This window comes from Rhodococcus sp. K11/5, assembly GCF_055193735.1.
The window spans coordinates 247,753-265,677 of record NZ_CM143721.1 but is presented as its reverse complement, the minus strand read 5'-3'; the positions used below and the strand labels follow the sequence as shown (position 1 = coordinate 265,677).

Here is a 17,925-nt window from a genome sequence, read left to right as displayed (position 1 = left end):
GGCTACCTTCCGGTTCCGCCGTGCACCACGGCCTGTTCGTCGCCACCGAGGTCGAACGCGGCGTGCAGGGCACGCACCGCGTCGTCGAGCTCGGTGTCCTTGGTGAGCACCGAGATGCGAATCTCGGAGGTGCTGATCAGATCGATGTTGATGCCGGCTTCGGCGAGCGCCTCGCAGAACGTGGCGGTGACGCCGGGGTGGGACTTCATGCCCGCACCGATCAGCGAGACCTTGCCGATGTGGTCGTCGTACTGGACGCGGGAGAACCCGATCTCGCCCTGCAGGGCCGTCAACTTCTCCACCCCGCGCGGACCGTCGGCCTTGGGCAGGGTGAAGGTGATGTCGGTCTTGCCCGTCTCCACCTTCGAGATGTTCTGCAGCACCATGTCGATGTTGATCTCGGCGTCGGCCACCGCGCGGAAGATCTTGGCCGCGTAACCCGGCTCGTCCGGCAGACCGACCACGGTGATCTTGGCCTCGCTGCGATCGTGGGCGACACCGGTGAGGATGGCTTCTTCCATTGGAATGTCCTCCATGGATCCGGACACGATGGTCCCTGGTTTGGTGGTGTAGGACGAGCGGACGTGCACGGGCACGTCGTAACGGCGGGCGTACTCGACGCAGCGCAACATGAGCACCTTCGCGCCGCACGCCGCCATCTCGAGCATCTCCTCGAACGAGACCTTCGCCAGATGGCGGGCGTTCGGGACGATGCGCGGGTCGGCGGAGAAGATGCCGTCGACGTCGGTGTAGATCTCGCACACGTCGGCGTTCAGCGCGGCGGCCAGGGCCACGGCCGTGGTGTCGGATCCGCCACGTCCCAGCGTCGTGACGTCCTTGCTGTCCTGGCTGACGCCCTGGAAGCCGGCCACGAGAACGATCGAACCCTCGTCGAGTGCGTCGCGGACGCGACCGGGAGTGACGTCGATGATCTTGGCGTTGCCGTGGACGCTGGTGGTGACGACGCCGGCCTGCGAGCCGGTGAACGAGCGTGCCTCGGCGCCGAGGGAGTGGATGGCCATCGCCACGAGGGCGTTGGAGATGCGCTCGCCGGAGGTCAGCAGCATGTCCATCTCGCGAGCGGGGGGAGCCGGACAGACCTGCTGGGCGAGATCGAGAAGTTCGTCCGTGGTGTCACCCATGGCCGAGACGACCACGACGACGTCGTTACCTGCGCGCTTGGTCTCGACGATCCGTTCAGCGACGCGCCGGATCCGCTCGGCGGTAGCCACCGAGGATCCTCCGTACTTCTGAACGACGAGTGCCACGCTGGTACTACCTCCTGCGACGAACGGTGGGGCCGAATCCCGGTCTCCGGGGCCGGTGACCGCCTCGCAGCCTACCGAGAAGCACCTGCGTGGCGTGCACTGCGTGCAGCGCCCGACCTCGCCGGGGCCCTACCATCGGGCTGTGAACAGGGGGACGAACAGCGGCGATACGTCCGATTCGGCGCATCCCCCGCCCCGTCCCGCGCGGCGTCGGTCGCTGTTCGTCGCCCTCCCCGCCGTCGGGCCGCGGTGGCCCGGCGGTCTGCGGGCCGCGGCCGCGTTCGGGGTCCCCGCGCTCGTCTTCCTCGCGCTCGGTTTCGAGACCGAGGCCCTGCTGACCGCGACGGGCGGATTCGCCGCCGTCTACGGCGAGGGGCGCCCGTTCCGGGCACGGCTGTCGGTGGTGCTGCTCGCCGGTCTCGCCCTGGTCGCGTCGGCGACGGTGGGCGGCGTCATCGGCGAGGCCCTGTCGCCGCGGACGACGCTGGTGGGGGCGATCGCGGTGGTGGTGGCGCTCTCGCTGGTCGGCACGGTGGCCGCGTTCGTCGTCGACGCCCTGCGACTCGGACCGCCGGGTGCCTTCTTCTTCGTCCTCACCTGTGCGATCTCGACGCTGGTCCCGCAGACCGGGATGTCCGCCGCGACCAATTCGGCATGCGTCGCGATCGGTGCGGTGTGGGCGCTCGCGGTGTCGATGTCGCCGGCGCTGCGGGATCGGTCCGCCCCCGAGACCGCCGCGGTGGCGGCGGCCGAACGGGCGGTGGCCGCGTTTCGCGAGGTGGTCCACGCCCGCGAGCCCGCGACGCCCGCGCGGCACCGGGCCGCGTCCGCCCTGCACGCGGGGTGGTCGGCCGTGCACGCCGCGCGGCTTCCCGCCCGACGCCCGGACGACGAGCTTGTCCGACGACTCCGGCGAGCCCACGCGTCGTTCGCGGGCGATCCGGACGGGCCCGACGACGGGTCCATCCCCATGGCCGGCCCGACGATCGGATACCGCCTGCACCGTGGGCTGCATCCGTCATCCCACGCGGTGACCACCGCGGCGCGGGTGCTGATCGCCTCGCTGGCCGCCGGCGCCATGAGCGTGGCGCTGGGGCTGGACCGACCCGATTGGGCCGTCGTGTCCACCGTGCTGATCCTGCAGCAGGGGCTCGATCGCCGCCGTGGCGCCGTGCGAGGGGTCCATCGCCTCGCGGGCACCGTGGTCGGCGTCGTCGCGTTCGCCGTGCTGTTCTCGCTGTCCCCGAGCGGTGTCGCCCTGGTCCTGCTGTTGATGGGTCTGCAGTTTCTCGTCGAGCTGTTCATCGCCCGGAACTACGGCATCGCCGTCGCGTTCATCACCCCGCTGGCCCTCCTCATCGGCGGAGCGGCGCACCCCGGCGCGCAGGCCTGGCCTCTCGCGGCCGAACGTCTTCTCGAGACGCTCATCGGTGTCGTCTGCGCGTTCGCGGCGATGTGGGTGGTCGCCCCGCGCTCCTACCGACGCTGCCTGCGGTGGTGCGATCAACGCGTGATGACGACCGCCGTCCGGCTTCTCGACGATCTCGAGGACGTGCCGCCCACGGCACCGACGGCCATGTCGCTGCGCCGTGACCTGCAGTTCGAGCTGGTGGGGGCCGCGTTGGCGGCCGAACACGCCGCCAACGACGACCCCGCGTGGACCGCCTCGGTGTGGCCGACGCACACGGTGGTGGACGCGTACGGGTACGACCTGCTGTCGGCGTGCTGGGCGGTCCCCACCGGTGAGCACCTCGCGGCCCGCGAGACCTGGACCGATCGAGCCGACGCCATCCTGGTGCCCGGCCGCACGGGAACGGAGTAGGGTGACGGCCATGTTCGGCGCCGCACGCACGCTTCTCCTTCGTCGCCGCGACGGGGTCTGATCCACAGACCGGCTCCCCGTCGCGGGTCTCTCGGCGCCGGTCGAACCCCTCTTTCCTACGGAGAACTCATGTCACCCGCCGACGCATTCGTATCCGGATCGCGCACCGTCACCACCCCGACGAAGCCCGCGCCGTCCGATCAGCCCGTCTGGAACACCCAGAAGAACTCGTCGATGCCCACCTACCGGTATCGCCCGTTCGCCGACGAGGTCGAGCCCGTCACGCTCCCCGACCGCACCTGGCCCGACAAGGTGATCGACCGCGCGCCCCAGTGGTGCGCCGTGGACCTCCGTGACGGCAACCAGGCACTGATCGATCCGATGAGTCCCGCCCGTAAGCGCCGGATGTTCGAACTCCTCGTCCGCATGGGCTACAAGGAGATCGAGGTCGGCTTCCCGTCCGCGAGCCAGACCGACTTCGACTTCGTCCGCGAGATCATCGACGACGGCGCGATTCCGGACGACGTCACCATCCAGGTCCTGACGCAGTGCCGCCCCGAACTGATCGAACGCACCTTCCTCGCGTGCGAAGGAGCGCGCAAGGTCATCGTGCACTTCTACAACTCGACCTCGATCCTGCAGCGCAAGGTGGTCTTCCGCGCGGACGAGGACACGATCGAGAAGATCGCCACCGACGGTGCCCGCAAGGTGCTCGAGGAAGCGGCGAAGTTCCCGTACACCGACTGGCGATACGAGTACTCGCCCGAGTCCTACACCGGCACGGAGCTGCAGTACGCGCTGCGCGTGTGCGACGCGGTCTCCGAGATCATCGCGCCCACCCCGCAGAGCCCGATGATTCTCAACCTGCCCGCCACCGTCGAGATGGCCACTCCGAACGTCTACGCCGACTCCATCGAGTGGATGCATCGCAACTTGGCCCGACGCGACAGCATCGTGCTGAGTCTGCACCCCCACAACGATCGCGGAACCGGCGTCGCCGCAGCGGAACTCGGCTACCAGGCCGGCGCGGATCGGATCGAGGGCTGCCTGTTCGGCAACGGCGAGCGCACGGGCAACGTCTGCCTGGTCACGTTGGGGCTCAACCTGTTCACCCGCGGCGTCGACCCGCAGATCGACTTCTCCAACATCGACGAGATCCGCCGCACGGTGGAGTACTGCAACCAGCTCCCCGTCGCCGAGCGCCACCCGTACGGCGGTGATCTGGTCTACACCGCGTTCTCGGGCAGCCACCAGGACGCCGTGAACAAGGGGCTCGACGCGATGAAAGTATCTGCGGACGAGCAGGATTCGGATGTCGACGACATCCTGTGGCAGGTTCCGTACCTGCCCATCGACCCCAAGGACGTCGGCCGCTCCTACGAGGCCGTGATCCGCGTCAATTCGCAGTCGGGCAAGGGCGGCGTCGCGTACATCATGAAGGCCGACCACGGTCTGATGCTGCCGCGCCGCCTGCAGATCGAGTTCTCCTCCGCCGTGCAGCGCGTCACCGACGGTGAGGGTGGCGAGGTCTCGGCCAAGGCCATGTGGGACGTCTTCTCCGAGGAGTACCTGGCTCCGATCAGCCCCCTCGAGCGGATCCGTCAGCGCGTCGCTGCCTCGGAGGTGGACGGTGGTACCGACTCCATCGCCGCCGTCGTCAAGGTGAACGGCACCGAACAGGAGATCACCGGGGCCGGCAACGGACCGCTCGCCGCGTTCGTCGACGCCCTCGCCGGTATCGGCTATCAGGTCAGCGTGCTGGGCTACACCGAACACGCCATGTCCGCCGGCGACGACGCGCAGGCCGCGGCCTACGTCGAGGCGTCCGTGACCCTGCCCGACGGCAGCGACGTCACGGTCTGGGGCGTCGGGATCGCCACGTCCATCACCACCGCGTCCCTGCGCGCGGTCGTGTCGGCGGTGAATCGGGCGGCTCGCGCGTAGGACTCAGCGTTTCGGGGTCACGGGGTCACGGGGTCGCGGGGTTCGGGCTCACGGGGTTCGGGGTCACGGGGGTTCCGCCCACCTCGGCCTCGAACGCGTCGACGACGGCTCGCACCGCGGGCCGTTCGTCGGCGCGCGGCCGCGTCGCCAGCTCGTAGATGCGGGCCGCCTTGACTCCGGCGATACGGCATCGGGCCACGCGGGGATGGGTCGTCGCGAACCGGGGCATGAGTGCGACCCCGTGTCCGCCGGCGACGAGCTCCTCCATCACCCGGAAGTCGTTGATGCGCTGCACCACTCGGGGCGTGACTCCGGTGATGGTGGCGACGGAGAGCAGGACGTCGTCGACGGGGAAGCCGCCGCGCACGCTGATCCACTGCTCCCCCGCCAGCTCGCGTACGTCGACGGCTTCCCGGTCGGCGAGGCGGTGGCCGCGCGGTAGGACGAGATCGATCGGCTCGCGCATCAGGGTGCGCACGGACACGCGGGCCGACGCGGTGGACGGGGCTCTCTCGTCGCGGTGGGTGAGCACGAGGTCGTAGTCGGCCAGCAGCTGCGGTACCGCCGACGCGGGCACGTCCTCGTCGCGGGCGTCGATCTGCACGCCCACTGCCCGCGCTCTGCGCAGCACCCCGGACAACAGCAACGCCGCACCCGACGGGAAGAGAGCCACCCGCACCGTTCCCGTCGCCGTTCCCCGGTACGACTGCATCTCCGCGCGCGCACGGTCGAGCGCGGCGAGGACGTCGTCGGCGTGCGGGACCAGCGCGCGACCGGCGTCGGTGAGCCGGACGCGTCGCCCGTCGGGTTCGAGAAGCGGAACTCCGCTCTCGCGCGCCAGCACCTTGAGCTGCTGCGACACGGCCGAGGGCGTCATCGACAGGGCGTCGGCGACGGCACCCACGGTCCCCCGGTCGGCCAGTTCGCGAAGGATTCTGAGGCGGGCCACGTCCATGTAGCGATGCTACAAGGTCACGTAACGACAATTCGATTGTTCTTCACGGCCGTGGACCCCATGCTGACTTCCATGACCACCCGCGATCGCCTGCTCGGCCTCTCCGTCGTCGTGATGTGGGGACTGAACTTTCTCGCCATCCGCGCCGGACTCGACGAGTATCCGCCGTTCTTCTTCGCCGCCCTGCGGTTCGCGGTCATCGCGATACCCGTGGTGATCTTCGTGCGTCGACCGAACGTGCCGCTGAAGTGGCTTCTGCTGTACGGCACCGGATTCGGACTGCTCCAATTCGCGTTCCTGTTCGCCGCGATGAACGCGGGGATGCCGACCGGGTTGGCGTCGTTGGTGCTGCAGTCGTCCGCACCGTTCACGGTGATCCTGGGCGCGGTGCTGCTGCGCGAACACGTGCAGCCGCGCCAGTGGATCGGCATCGGTATCGCCGTCGGCGGCATGATGGTCATCGGATGGGACCGGGCGCAGAGCGCCACCCTGCTGCCGGTGCTGCTGACCCTGCTCGCCGGACTCAGCTGGGCCTTCGGCAACCTCGGCAATCGACTGGCCACGCAATCGTCCCGACCGGCCTCCAGCATGCCCGCCGAACCCATGCGCCTGATGCTGTGGATGTGCGTGATCCCACCCCTGCCCATGTTCGCGCTCTCGGCGGCGGTGGAGGGCCCCGCCAGCGGATGGGCGGCCATCGGGCAGTCGATCTCCGACGGGCGGTACGCCGGCCTCGTCGGGCTCGCCTACATCGTGTTCGTCGGCACCATCGCCGGCTCCGGCCTGTGGACCGTACTGATCTCCCGGTACCCCGCCGGAGTGGTTGCGCCGTTCTCGCTGCTGGTCCCGGTGGTGGGGATCGGGGCGTCGTGGGTGGGGCTCGACGAGGTTCCCAGCGCGGCCTCGCTCGTGGGCGCGGCCGTGGTGATCGGGGGATGCATGTGGGGGCTGACGCGATCGCGCCGGTCGACGGCACTCGAACGGGCGGCGGTGGAGGTGCCCGTTCGCTGAGTGTGGGCGCCGGCGGCGATTCTGCGATCGAAACGTGCAACCGCACGGGAAATATCGATCGCGGTAGAACACTTCGTACGCAGAATCTGCAGACGCGCTCTCGCACACGCGGAACCGCCTCCCCGGCACCGGTGTGGGAGGATCGTTCACCATGGTCGACAGCAGCTCACCCCGCCGCGGCGCGGGAGTCGGACGGCACCTGGGCGCCCGCGGCCGGGTCGCCCTCGGCGCCGCATCCGCCGCCGCGTGGGCATCCCAGAAGGCCGGGCGCGGCAAGGGATCGATGATCGGTGGACTCGTCGCCCTCAAGATCGACCCGAACCTCATGTCCCGCCTCGGCCGCGGTCGCCGTACCGCGGTGATCACGGGTACCAACGGCAAGTCGACGACCACCCGGATGACGGCCGCGGCCCTCGCCACTCTCGGTGACGTGGCGACACAGGCGGACGGCGCGAACATGGACGCCGGAATCGTGGCCGCGCTCAACGCTCGGCGCACCGCTCCCCTCGCCGCCCTCGAGGTGGACGAACTCCATGTTCCCAACGTGTGCGACGCCGTCGACCCGCAGGTCGTGGTGCTGCTCAACCTCAGTCGCGATCAACTCGATCGCGTCGGAGAGATCAACATGATCGAGCGCAAACTGCGCGCCGGGCTCGCGCGCCATCCCGAGACGGTCGTCGTGGCCAACTGCGACGACGTGCTCATGACCTCCGCCGCGTACGACTCCCCGAACGTGGTCTGGGTCGCGGCCGGGAGCGGCTGGGTCGGCGACTCGGTGAGCTGCCCCCGGACCGGCGAGCCGATCGTCTGGGAGGACGAACACTGGCGCAGTACGGGTTCCGACTTCGCACGCCCCACCCCGGACTGGTGGCTGGACGAGACGAACCTGTACGGGCCGAACGGTCTCGTGATCCCGATGTCGCTGAGCCTGCCCGGCCGGGCGAACCGGGGCAACGCCGCGCAGGCCGTGGCCGCCGCGGTCACGATGGGCGCCCGACCCGAGGACGCGGTGGCCGCAGCAGCATCCGTGACGGAGGTGGCCGGCCGCTACAGCACCGTGCAGTACGGGTCGCACTCGGTCCGAATGCTGTTGGCCAAGAACCCCGCCGGGTGGCAGGAGGCGTTGTCGATGATCGACCCCGATGCCGACGGTCTGGTGATCGCCGTCAACGGACAGGTTCCCGACGGAGAAGACCTGTCGTGGTTGTGGGACGTGCGCTTCGAACACTTCGAGAACACGCAGGTCGTCGCGGCGGGTGAGCGGGCGACCGATCTCGGCGTCCGCCTGACCTACGCCGCGGCGGGTCACACTGTGGTGCGAGATCCGTTGCGCGCCATCGCATCGTGCCCACCGGGTCGGGTCGAAGTGCTCGCCAACTACACGGCCTTCCGTGACCTCGGCCGAGCCCTCGCGCGCGAAGGTGCGAAGGAGGCTCCCGGTGTCTGACGTCTTTCGCATCGGCCTGGTGCTGCCCGACGTGATGGGCACCTACGGCGACGGTGGCAATGCGCTGGTTCTGCGCCAGCGAATGCTGATGCGCGGCAGGGCCGCCGAGATCGTCTCGATCACGCTGAACGATCCCGTTCCCGAGTCGCTCGACGCCTACGTACTCGGCGGTGCGGAGGACTCGGCCCAGCGCCTGGCCACCAAGCACCTCACCCGCTACCCCGGTCTGCAACGCGCCGCCGACCGCGGCGCTCCGGTGCTCGCCATCTGCGCCGCGATCCAGGTGCTGGGGCAGTGGTACGAGACCAGCTCCGGTGAGCGCGTCGACGGTGTGTCGATGCTCGACGTCACCACCGCCCCCCAGCACGACCGTTCCATCGGCGAAGTCGTCACCCGGCCGTCGCTGACCGGGCTCACTCAGCTGCTGACCGGATTCGAGAACCACCGCGGCGGAACGACTCTCGGACCCGATGCGTCGGCGTTCGCCCGAGTGCAGTCCGGCATCGGCAACGGTGTGGGCGACGGGAACGAAGGCGTGGTCCAGGGGTCCGTCATCGGCACCTACATGCACGGTCCCGCTCTCGCCCGCAATCCCGAGCTCGCCGACTACCTCCTCGAGAAGGCGCTCGGCGAGACCCTCGAGCCGCTGCACCTCCCCGACGTGGAGCAGTTGCGGACGGAGCGCCTGCGGTCGTGATCAGCCGCCGATGGTCTCGTCGACCAGGATGCGCTGCTCCTCCAGGAACTCCACGAACTCGGATCCGGTGAGCAGAGCATTGCTCCATCCGTTGCGCAGCAGGATCTCTCGCCACACCGGTGAATCCTGCAACGCCCGGACATCCTCGACGAGGCGATCGGTGTGCTCCTGCGCCAGCCCGGGTGGCGCGAGCAATCCCCGCCAGTTGTCGAAGGTCAGGTCGACGCCCTGCTCGCGCAGGGTCGGGGCGTCGACCCCGGCCACCCGCTCGGCACTGCTGACCGCGAGAGCCCGCACCGTCCCCGAGTCGATCTGGTCGATGTACTCGCTGATCCCCGTCGTCGCGACGTCGACCTGCCCGGTCAGTAACGCCGGAAGCAGTTCGCCCCCACCGTCGTAGATGCGATAGCCCGACGACGCCGGATCGATACCGACCGTCGACGCCAAACGGGTGCGGAACAGTCCGTCGGGACCGCCCGCGGCCGAACCGCCCGCGAACTCCAGGGTCGTCGGTTCCGTCCGCCACCGCGCCAGGAGATCGTCGAGTGTGCGCAGCGGCGACGCGGCGGGAACCAACACCACCTCCGGTTCGGTGACGAGACGCGCGATGGGGGTCACGTCGTCGATGCGGTGCTCGGACGGCGCGGTAGCGAGAGCCCCCACCAGTCCGAGACCCATCATGAGCAACAGCCTGTCGTTTCCGCGCTCGAGCGCGATCCGATTGAGGCCGACCACGCCACCCGATCCCGGAAGGACGAGCACGCCGTCCACCTCCGTGCCCTCGGCGTTCCAGGCCCGCGCGAGACTGCGCGCCGTGAAGTCGTATCCCCCGCCCGCGCCGGCGGGCGCGATGATGCGCAACCCCGGTTCACCCACGCCGGTGATCGCCGATTCGACCGACCTCCCGCACCCGGCGAGCACCAGCGCGCACGCCAGGATCGCGGCCACGATGCGGCGGGAGGAAAGACGGGTCTGCACTCTCTCAGCCTGCCCTACCCGCCGACCACCCGACACCGATCGGCGACGCGGAGGTGCGAGGACGTCAATCCACCGTTGCGACCGTGACGTCGCGCGTACCCGGCTTCGGACCCGATCCCGCCGCCATTGACCATTCTTTCGACTTTTATGCCATTTCGGGTGGAGGCGTAACGGCGCGCTGGTTATGGTTCGTCTGCTTGGTCCGAATCACCGGACCTGGTTGGTACGGACGCATCCGCGACGTACTCGGTGTTTCGTGACAAGGGAGTTTCGAATGCTCGAAGCAATTCTCGAAGGCATCACCTCAGGCCTGGGCGACGTGATCAGCGAAGCGTTCACCGCGTTCGTCGGCGGACTGCTCGGCGATCTGCTCGAAGCCGGCAGCAGCGGCGGCTCCAGCTAGTCCACGAACCGACATCCGGCCGGGTGGTGACCGCAACGGCGGTCACCACCCGGCCGCTGTTCGGCACCCGATCGGCCGCCGCACCGGTACGGTTCTCGCATGCGACGATCGGCGATGCTCGGCCGCCGACCCACGCTGTCGACCCAACTTCTCGCGCTGCAACTGCTCATCGTGGTCGCGGTGCTGGTGGTCGTCAGCGGCCTGTCCCTCGCCCAATCGTCGGCGACGTTCCAACGTGAGCAGGGCCTCCGCGTCCAGTCCGCCGCCGAGAGCCTGGCCGCGAATCCGACGGTGCGGCAGATACTTCCGTCCGCTCTCCCCCGCCTCGACTCGGGGTTGCAGGGCGCGCTCGATTCTCTCCTGGCCCTCTCCGCCCTCGACTACGCCCACCTGACGGACCCCGCCGGCATCATCGTCGTCTCCACCGATCCGGATCGCATCGGACTCCCGTCGTCACCGGAAGGCGCCGGCGCGCGCGAGGGGCGGTCCTGGACGGGGCTGGCCACGGGCGCAGAAGATCCCGGGCCCGCGCCGTCGGACTCGGTGCAGTCTCACGTGCCGGTGATCGACGCCGAGGGCGCCGTCGTCGGCGTGGCGATCGTGGGCCGTGACTACCCCTCCATCTGGGCTCGATTGGCCCAGGCCGCACCGGATCTCGTCGTCTACCTCGCCGTCGCCACCGTGCTCGGCGCCGCCGGCTCCGTCCTGCTGGCCCGACGCGTCAAGCGGCAGACGATGGGCATGGAGGCCCGCGAGATCGTCGATCTGGTGCGGCAACGCCAGGCGATGCTCGAGGGGCTGGAGGAGGCGGTGATCGCCCTGGACCCGTCGGGCCGGGTTCTGCTCACCAGTCGCAGCGCCCACGAGATGCTCGGGCTCGACGACACCAGCGTCGGCAGGCCCGTGACCGAGCTGGGACTCGACGACCGGGTCCTCACCGTGCTGCGCAGTCCCGAGGCCGACAAGGACCAGCTGGTGCTCACCGGCGATCGCATCCTGGTGTTCAACACCGTGCCCATCGAGGCGGGCGGATCGGTCGTGGCGACGGTGACCACGTTCCGGGATCGGACGGAGCTCAGCGAGGTCGAGAGCAAACTCGACATGAGTCGCACCAGTTCGACCGCACTGCGCGAGCACATCCACGAGTTCGACAACCAACTGCACACCATCTCCGGTCTCGTCCAGCTCGGCGAGTACGAGGAGGTGGAACGCTACGTCGACGGCATCACCGAGCACCGCGGACGACTGACGTCCACCGTGACCGACCGTATCGACGACCTGGGGGTCGCGGCGCTGCTCATCGCCAAGATCGGCGCCGCCGCCGCACGGTCGGTGATCGTGGACCTGGACAAGCGCTCCGCACTGCCGCGCACCAGCGACGAGGTCTCGCGCGACCTGTGCACCGTGGTGGGCAACCTGCTCGACAACGCCGTGGACGCGCTGCTCGAACGCGGTGTGGGCGACCCCCGCATCCGCGTCCGGATCGGTCCCGACGACGACGCGTCGGGCACGGTGATCGAGGTGGCCGACAACGGGCCCGGTATCGATCCGGAGGATCGGGAGCGCGTGTTCGAGCAGGGATGGAGCACGAAGGGGACGACGCAGGACGGCCACGGATTCGGCCTGGCGCTGGTGAGGGTGGTGTGCCGACGCCGCGGTGGTGAAGTATCGGTGGACGAAGCCACCGTCGGCGACCGTCGGTGGACGGTGTTCACCGCCCGAGTGAACACGGCCGGGGGGAGTGCGACATGAGCGTGATCAAGGTGCTGGTGGTCGACGACGACGCGATGGTGGCCCGCGTCCACACCGGATTCGTGGCCAAGATCGACGGGTTCGAGGTCTGCGGCGTCGCGCACTCTCCGGATCGGGCCCTGCAGTTGGTCGCCGAAACCGCCCCCGACCTGGTGCTTCTCGACGTACACCTGCCGGGCACGACCGGACTCGACCTCATCGCACCGTTCCGTGAGCTGGCCCCGGACATCGATGTTCTGGTGATCACCAGCGAACGCGAGGCGGACTCGGTGCAGAAGGCGCTGCGCTCCGGGGCGGTGCACTACCTGATCAAGCCGTTCCGGTTCGCGGCCCTGCAGGAACGGCTCGAGCACTACCGGCACTCCCGGCACTCGCTGTCGGAGGTGGAGCAGGCCGAACAGGACGCCGTCGACAAGGCCTTCGGGGTTCCCGGCTCCCCGAATCGGCTGCCGAAGGGCCTGAGCGCCGAGACGCTGAGCATGGTGGAGCGGCAGTTGAGGGCGCACACGGACGAGGTGTCGGCAAGCGCGATGGCCGAGGCCACGGGCATGTCGCGGTCGAGTGCCCGCCGTTATCTGGAGTACCTCAGCGAAGTGAACCGGGCCATCGTGACGCTCGACTACGGCAACGTCGGGCGGCCGGAACGGTTGTACAAGTTGCGGCGGTGAGTTCGCCGAACGTGCACCATGATCCGATTTCGGCTCTCATCGACGGAAAACCGTCGATCCGGGCCGAAATCGGACGGTCGTGCACGCCGCAGCGCGGCACCTGCTCAACGCATCGCGTTCCGGCCCGAGAGCGCTCGGCCCAGCGTGAGTTCGTCCGCGAACTCGAGATCACCGCCCATCGGCAGACCCGACGCCAGCCGCGTCACGGTCAGGCCGGGGAATCCGCGCAACATGCGCAGTAGATACGTCGCCGTCGCCTCGCCCTCGGTGTTGGGATCGGTCGCGATGATCACCTCCGCGACATCGACGCCGTCCTCCTGATTGCCGATGCGCGTCAACAGCTCTCGGATACGGAGCTGGTCCGGGCCGACGCCACTGAGTGGATCGAGAGAGCCCCCGAGGACGTGGTAGCGCCCCTTGAACTCCCGCGTCCGTTCCACGGCCTGAACGTCCTTGGGCTCCTCGACCACGCAGATCATCGTGCGATCACGGCGGGGATCGGCGCAGATGCGGCACATCTCCTTGTCGGACACCGTGCCGCAGACGATGCAGAACTGCACACCGTCCCGTACCCGCTGCAGCGCCTTCTGGAGCCGGTCGATGTCCGGCGCCTCGACACCGAGGAGGTGAAAGGCGATGCGCTGCGCGCTCTTCGGACCGACTCCCGGCAGCTTGCCGAGCTCGTCGATCAGATCCTGGACCGGTCCCTCGTACACGTGTCGGTCAGAAGCCGGGCAGGCCCGGCATACCGCCGCCGCCGAGTCCGGCGAGCGGACCGAGCTTCTGGGACGCCACCTCGGCCGCGGCCGTGGACGCGTCGGCGATGGCGCCGATGACCAGATCCTGCAGGGTCTCCACGTCATCGGGATCGACGACCTTGGGGTCGATCGTCAGCGAAACGACCTCGCCACTTCCCTTGACCGTCGCCACGACGAGGCCGCCACCGGCCTGACCGGTCACCTCGGTCGCCGCGATCTCGGCCTGGGCGGCCATCAACTGCTGCTGCATCTGCTGCGCCTGCTGCAGAAGCTGGGACATATCGGGCTGCTCACCGGGTTGCACGTCGATGGGTCCTCTCGGTCGTGGGGTGTCCGATCAGCCTAGTCGTCGGCCGTGTCGGGGGTGGTCGGCGCCGGGTCCTCGGGACCGCGGGACGGGGGGCGGGGGACGTCCGCTTCCCACCGGGCGCGGCGCTCGTCGTCGCTCTGCTCCCACCAGGGTGTCCCGCGCTCCCCGAGGGCCACCTTCGCGGCCTGCACGCCGGCACGGGATTCGGGCGCCCCCGAGGTACGGCGCACGTCCCGCCGCCACGCCATGAGAATCGAGCGCAGTTCGGCCTGACGGTCCTCGGGGATCGCCGGGTCGGTCGCGCGCCACCGACGGCCCTTCACCACGATGTACCGACCGTCGTCGGTGCGCTCCGGGCCGTCGTCGCTCACGTCATTCGACCTGGCGGGAGAGGTTCTGCAGCACCTGCGCCTGGATCTTCTTCAGACCGAGCGGGGCGAAGGTCTTCTCGAAGAATCCCCCGATACCGCCCGCACCCGTCCACTCCGTGGTGGTGGTGACGGTCGATCCGCTGCCGTCCGGCGCCACCGTGTAGGTGGTGACCATGGACGAGTTGGCGTCGCGCTCGGTGATCGTCGACCCCGCGACGGTCACGGTGGCGAGGACGTCACGCGAGCGCTTGGACGTGGCCTGCAGGGTCCACCGCGCGACCGTTCCGTTGCCCTGTCCCCCCTCGACGACGGTGAAGTCGCGGAACTGCTCGGGCAGGATGCGCGGGCGAACGGTCTCGTAATCGGTCAACGCGGCCAGGACCTTGTCCGGCGCTGCACTCGTGGTGTGGCTACTGCTGGCACTGACCTGGGCCATGAGAGAGATGCTCCTCTTCGAACGGTGAACGATGGGTGACGTCGAGTCTTTCATCGACGCGCGCATCGACCACGTGCGGAGGGGACCGGGCCCTAACGATCGGGTGAAGAATTGCCGTCCCCGGCCGTCACCGGTGGCCGCCCGAACGGACCGGACGTACGGTACTGGCGTGTCTTGGACGTTCGACCCGACCACCAGTACGACCAGCTCCGCCGGAACCGGACGAAACGCCTATGACCAGGGCGTGAGCCGGTTGCTCCACAGTTACCGCGCCATTCCGCCGGGCGCGACGGTCCGGTTGGCCAAGAAGACCTCGAACCTCTTCCGGGCGCGACCGAAGAACTCCGCACCCGGCCTCGACGTGTCCGGGCTCCAGGGCGTTCTGGCGGTCGATCCGAGCGCCGGCACCGCCGACGTGGCGGGCATGTGCACCTACGAGGACCTGGTCGACGCGACCCTCCCCCACGGCCTCGCGCCCCTGGTGGTGCCGCAACTCAAGACCATCACCCTCGGCGGCGCCGTGACCGGGCTCGGGATCGAGTCGTCGTCCTTCCGCAACGGTCTTCCCCACGAGTCCGTGATCGAGGTCGACGTCCTCACCGGGCCCGGCGACGTGGTGACCGCCACCGCCGACAACGCATACGCCGATCTCTTCCACGCTTTTCCCAACTCCTACGGAACGCTCGGCTACTCGACCCGCCTGCGCATCGAGCTCGAACCGGTGCTGCCCTTCGTGGCGCTGCGGCACGTGCGGTTCCACGACGTCGCGACGCTGCAGTCGGTCATGGACACCGTGGTCACCGAACGCGAGTACGACGGGGAGACGGTCGACTATCTCGACGGGGTCGTGTTCTCCCGCGACGAGTCCTACCTGACCCTCGGCCGGCAGACCGACGAGCCCGGGCCGGTGAGCGACTACACCGACACCCGGATCTACTACCGATCGCTCCAGCACGACGACGCGACCCCGAAGACGGACCGCCTCACCATCCGGGACTACCTGTGGCGGTGGGACACCGACTGGTTCTGGTGCTCGCGTGCGTTCGGTGCCCAGAACCCCCGTATCCGACGCCTGTGGCCGAAGAAGTACCGGCGCAGCAGTTTCTACTGGAAGTTGATCGGCCTGGACCAGAAGTACGGCATCGCCGATTTCCTGGAACGACGCAAGGGCAACCCGATTCGCGAGCGGGTGGTGCAGGACATCGAGGTCCCCATCGAAAAGACGGCCGCGTTCGTCGAATGGTTCCTCGACGAGATTCCGATCGAACCGATCTGGTTGTGTCCGTTGCGACTTCGTGAGACCTCGCGCACCGACGCCGACGTCGGTGGGCGGCAGTGGCCGCTCTACCCGCTCGAACCGCATCGGACGTACGTCAACGTCGGTTTCTGGTCCTTGGTCCCGGTGGTCGACGGCGAGCCCGACGGTGCGGCGAACCGGCGCATCGAGGCGAAGGTGACCGAACTCGACGGTCACAAATCCCTGTACTCGGATTCGTTCTACGGCGAGACCGAGTTCGACACGCTCTACGGCGGTGACCACTACCGCCGGATCAAGAAGAAGTACGACCCCGATTCACGTTTGCTCGATCTGTATTCGAAGGCGGTACACCGTAAATGACGACATTCAAGGAACAGCGCGACCACCGGGGCACCGGCCAACCGAAACTCACCCTCGCCGAGATCCTGCGGGAGTTCACCGAAGGTGATCTGCCCGTACGGTTCTCGGCCTACGACGGCAGCACCGGCGGCGCCGTCGATTCGCCCTACGGTCTCCGGTTGACCTCCCCGCGTGGGGCCACCTACCTGGCCACGGCCCCGGGTGACCTCGGCATGGCCCGCGCGTACGTCTCCGGCGACCTCGAGATCGAGGGTGTTCATCCCGGCGATCCGTACGAGGCGCTGAAGCTGCTCGGCGATCAACTGCACTTCCGGCGCCCGACGGCCAAGACGCTGGCGGCCGTCACCCGCTCCCTCGGCTGGGAACTGCTGCGGCCCATCGCCCCGCCACCGCAGGAATCGTTGCCACGTTGGAGGCGGATCGCGGAAGGACTGCGGCACTCCAAGACTCGCGATGCCGACAGCATCCACCACCACTACGACGTCTCGAACACCTTCTACGAGCACGTCCTGGGCACCTCGATGACCTACACGTGTGCGGCGTATCAGAGCGCGGACCAGTCGTTGGACGCCGCGCAGGAGAACAAGTACCGCCTGGTGTTCGACAAGCTCGGGCTGAAGGCCGGGGACCGCCTGCTCGACATCGGCTGCGGGTGGGGCTCGATGGTGCGGTACGCCGCCCGCCGCGGCGTCCACGTGATCGGCGCGACGCTCTCCGCGGAGCAGGCCGAGTGGGCGCAGGCCGCGATCGCCGCGGACGGTCTGTCCGACTTCGCGCAGGTGCGGCACAGCGACTACCGCGACATCACCGAATCGAACTTCGACGCCGTCTCCTCGATCGGTCTCACCGAGCACATCGGCGTCGCACAGTACCCGGCGTATTTCCAGTTCATCAAGGGCAAGCTGAGTCCCGGCGGACGCCTGCTCAACCACTGCATCACCCGGCCCGACAACCGCGGCGCCACGCGCGCAGGCGGATTCATCGATCGCTACGTCTTTCCGGACGGCGAACTCGCCGGTTCCGGTCGCATCATCTCCGAGATCCAGGACGTGGGCCTCGAGGTGCGGCACGAGGAGAACCTCCGCGAGCACTACGCCCTCACCCTCCGCGACTGGGGCCGCAACCTCGTGGAGAACTGGGACGCGTGCGTCGAGGAGGTCGGCGAGGGAACGGCTCGGGTGTGGGGCGTGTACATGGCGGGATCCCGGCTGGGATTCGAACGCAACGTCGTGCAACTCCACCAGGTGCTCGCGGTCAAGCTCGACGCGAACCACAGCGCCGGGGTCCCGCTGCGTCCGTGGTGGGACGGGTAACGCCGCTCGACCTCGATTCGCACCGGTTCCCGCGGTGCGCACCCCCTGCACCATGGTGCAGCCGGTGCGCCTTCGAGGAAACCGGTGCGGATCCATTCGCCGATCTTGTGGGCCGGACCTCGGTGTGTGACCCTGACAACACCCGATCGAGCCACACGGTGTGATCCGCGGGCC

The 17,925-nt window shown here is 68.9% G+C and carries 17 protein-coding genes; 10 read left to right on the top strand and 7 right to left on the bottom strand.

The features are described from left to right. Positions 1–2 precede the first annotated feature (2 nt). Entirely contained in the window at positions 3–1,268 is a 1,266-nt protein-coding gene (locus tag ACY466_RS01255; protein WP_463249163.1) for an aspartate kinase, read from the bottom strand. 142 nt (positions 1,269–1,410) lie between these two features. Here ACY466_RS01255 and ACY466_RS01250 point away from each other — a divergent pair, with 142 nt between their 5' ends. After that, positions 1,411–3,090, top strand: a complete 1,680-nt coding sequence (locus tag ACY466_RS01250) for an FUSC family protein (RefSeq protein ID WP_463249161.1) — start codon at positions 1,411–1,413, stop codon at positions 3,088–3,090. Between the two features lie 129 nt (positions 3,091–3,219). Next, complete coding sequence (gene leuA / locus ACY466_RS01245) at positions 3,220–5,034, top strand: 2-isopropylmalate synthase (RefSeq protein ID WP_463249160.1); 1,815 nt, start codon at positions 3,220–3,222, stop codon at positions 5,032–5,034. Positions 5,035–5,059: 25 nt separating this feature from the next. Here the strand turns inward: leuA and ACY466_RS01240 are convergent, their stop codons facing one another. Next, entirely contained in the window at positions 5,060–5,989 is a 930-nt protein-coding gene (locus ACY466_RS01240; protein WP_463249158.1) for a LysR family transcriptional regulator, read from the bottom strand. Positions 5,990–6,061: 72 nt separating this feature from the next. Here ACY466_RS01240 and ACY466_RS01235 point away from each other — a divergent pair, with 72 nt between their 5' ends. The 3 genes from ACY466_RS01235 (at position 6,062) to ACY466_RS01225 (ending at position 9,144) form a co-directional block, all read left to right on the top strand. Beyond that, positions 6,062–7,000, top strand: a complete 939-nt coding sequence (locus ACY466_RS01235; RefSeq protein ID WP_463249157.1) for an EamA family transporter — start codon at positions 6,062–6,064, stop codon at positions 6,998–7,000. 151 nt (positions 7,001–7,151) lie between these two features. Next, entirely contained in the window at positions 7,152–8,447 is a 1,296-nt protein-coding gene (locus tag ACY466_RS01230; RefSeq protein WP_463249155.1) for a MurT ligase domain-containing protein, read from the top strand. After that, positions 8,440–9,144, top strand: a complete 705-nt coding sequence (locus ACY466_RS01225; protein ID WP_463249153.1) for a type 1 glutamine amidotransferase — start codon at positions 8,440–8,442, stop codon at positions 9,142–9,144. Before ACY466_RS01230 ends, ACY466_RS01225 begins: the two co-directional genes overlap by 8 nt. On the opposite strand, the gene ACY466_RS01220 is transcribed toward ACY466_RS01225, so the two are convergent. Next, positions 9,145–10,122: a Bug family tripartite tricarboxylate transporter substrate binding protein gene (locus ACY466_RS01220; RefSeq protein ID WP_463249151.1), complete on the bottom strand. Its 978-nt coding sequence runs from the start codon at positions 10,120–10,122 to the stop codon at positions 9,145–9,147. A 274-nt stretch (positions 10,123–10,396) separates the two neighbouring features. Here ACY466_RS01220 and ACY466_RS01215 point away from each other — a divergent pair, with 274 nt between their 5' ends. The 3 genes from ACY466_RS01215 to ACY466_RS01205 all read left to right on the top strand — a co-directional run bounded on the left by ACY466_RS01215 (position 10,397) and on the right by ACY466_RS01205 (position 12,945). Beyond that, positions 10,397–10,525 carry a hypothetical protein gene (locus tag ACY466_RS01215; protein WP_463249150.1) on the top strand — a complete coding sequence of 43 codons (129 nt, stop codon included), beginning with the start codon at positions 10,397–10,399 and terminating at the stop codon, positions 10,523–10,525. A gap of 99 nt (positions 10,526–10,624) precedes the next feature. Beyond that, complete coding sequence (locus ACY466_RS01210; protein WP_463249148.1) at positions 10,625–12,277, top strand: sensor histidine kinase; 1,653 nt, start codon at positions 10,625–10,627, stop codon at positions 12,275–12,277. Next, positions 12,274–12,945: a response regulator gene (locus ACY466_RS01205; RefSeq protein ID WP_463249146.1), complete on the top strand. Its 672-nt coding sequence runs from the start codon at positions 12,274–12,276 to the stop codon at positions 12,943–12,945. Before ACY466_RS01210 ends, ACY466_RS01205 begins: the two co-directional genes overlap by 4 nt. Before the next feature lie 104 nt (positions 12,946–13,049). On the opposite strand, the gene recR is transcribed toward ACY466_RS01205, so the two are convergent. Genes recR through ACY466_RS01185 form a run of 4 tightly spaced genes read right to left on the bottom strand, consistent with a single transcriptional unit; the run spans position 13,050 to position 14,820 of the window. Continuing rightward, the gene (gene recR / locus ACY466_RS01200; RefSeq protein ID WP_463249145.1) at positions 13,050–13,661 is read right to left on the bottom strand and encodes a recombination mediator RecR; all 612 of its coding nucleotides are present in this window, start codon (positions 13,659–13,661) and stop codon (positions 13,050–13,052) included. Positions 13,662–13,668: 7 nt separating this feature from the next. Continuing rightward, on the bottom strand, positions 13,669–14,007 hold the full coding sequence (locus ACY466_RS01195; RefSeq protein WP_463249144.1) for a YbaB/EbfC family nucleoid-associated protein: 339 nt from the start codon (positions 14,005–14,007) through the stop codon (positions 13,669–13,671). Positions 14,008–14,045: 38 nt separating this feature from the next. Continuing rightward, positions 14,046–14,384: a hypothetical protein gene (locus ACY466_RS01190; protein WP_463249142.1), complete on the bottom strand. Its 339-nt coding sequence runs from the start codon at positions 14,382–14,384 to the stop codon at positions 14,046–14,048. A gap of 1 nt (position 14,385) precedes the next feature. Further along, on the bottom strand, positions 14,386–14,820 hold the full coding sequence (locus ACY466_RS01185) for an SRPBCC family protein (RefSeq protein WP_463249141.1): 435 nt from the start codon (positions 14,818–14,820) through the stop codon (positions 14,386–14,388). A 244-nt stretch (positions 14,821–15,064) separates the two neighbouring features. Between ACY466_RS01185 and ACY466_RS01180 the strand changes: the two genes are divergently transcribed. Together ACY466_RS01180 and ACY466_RS01175 are read left to right on the top strand one after the other, a co-directional pair. Further along, positions 15,065–16,438 carry an FAD-binding oxidoreductase gene (locus ACY466_RS01180; RefSeq protein ID WP_463249139.1) on the top strand — a complete coding sequence of 458 codons (1,374 nt, stop codon included), beginning with the start codon at positions 15,065–15,067 and terminating at the stop codon, positions 16,436–16,438. Continuing rightward, positions 16,435–17,751, top strand: coding sequence for a class I SAM-dependent methyltransferase (locus ACY466_RS01175; RefSeq protein ID WP_463249137.1), 1,317 nt, complete (start codon positions 16,435–16,437; stop codon positions 17,749–17,751). Before ACY466_RS01180 ends, ACY466_RS01175 begins: the two co-directional genes overlap by 4 nt. Positions 17,752–17,925 lie beyond the last annotated feature (174 nt).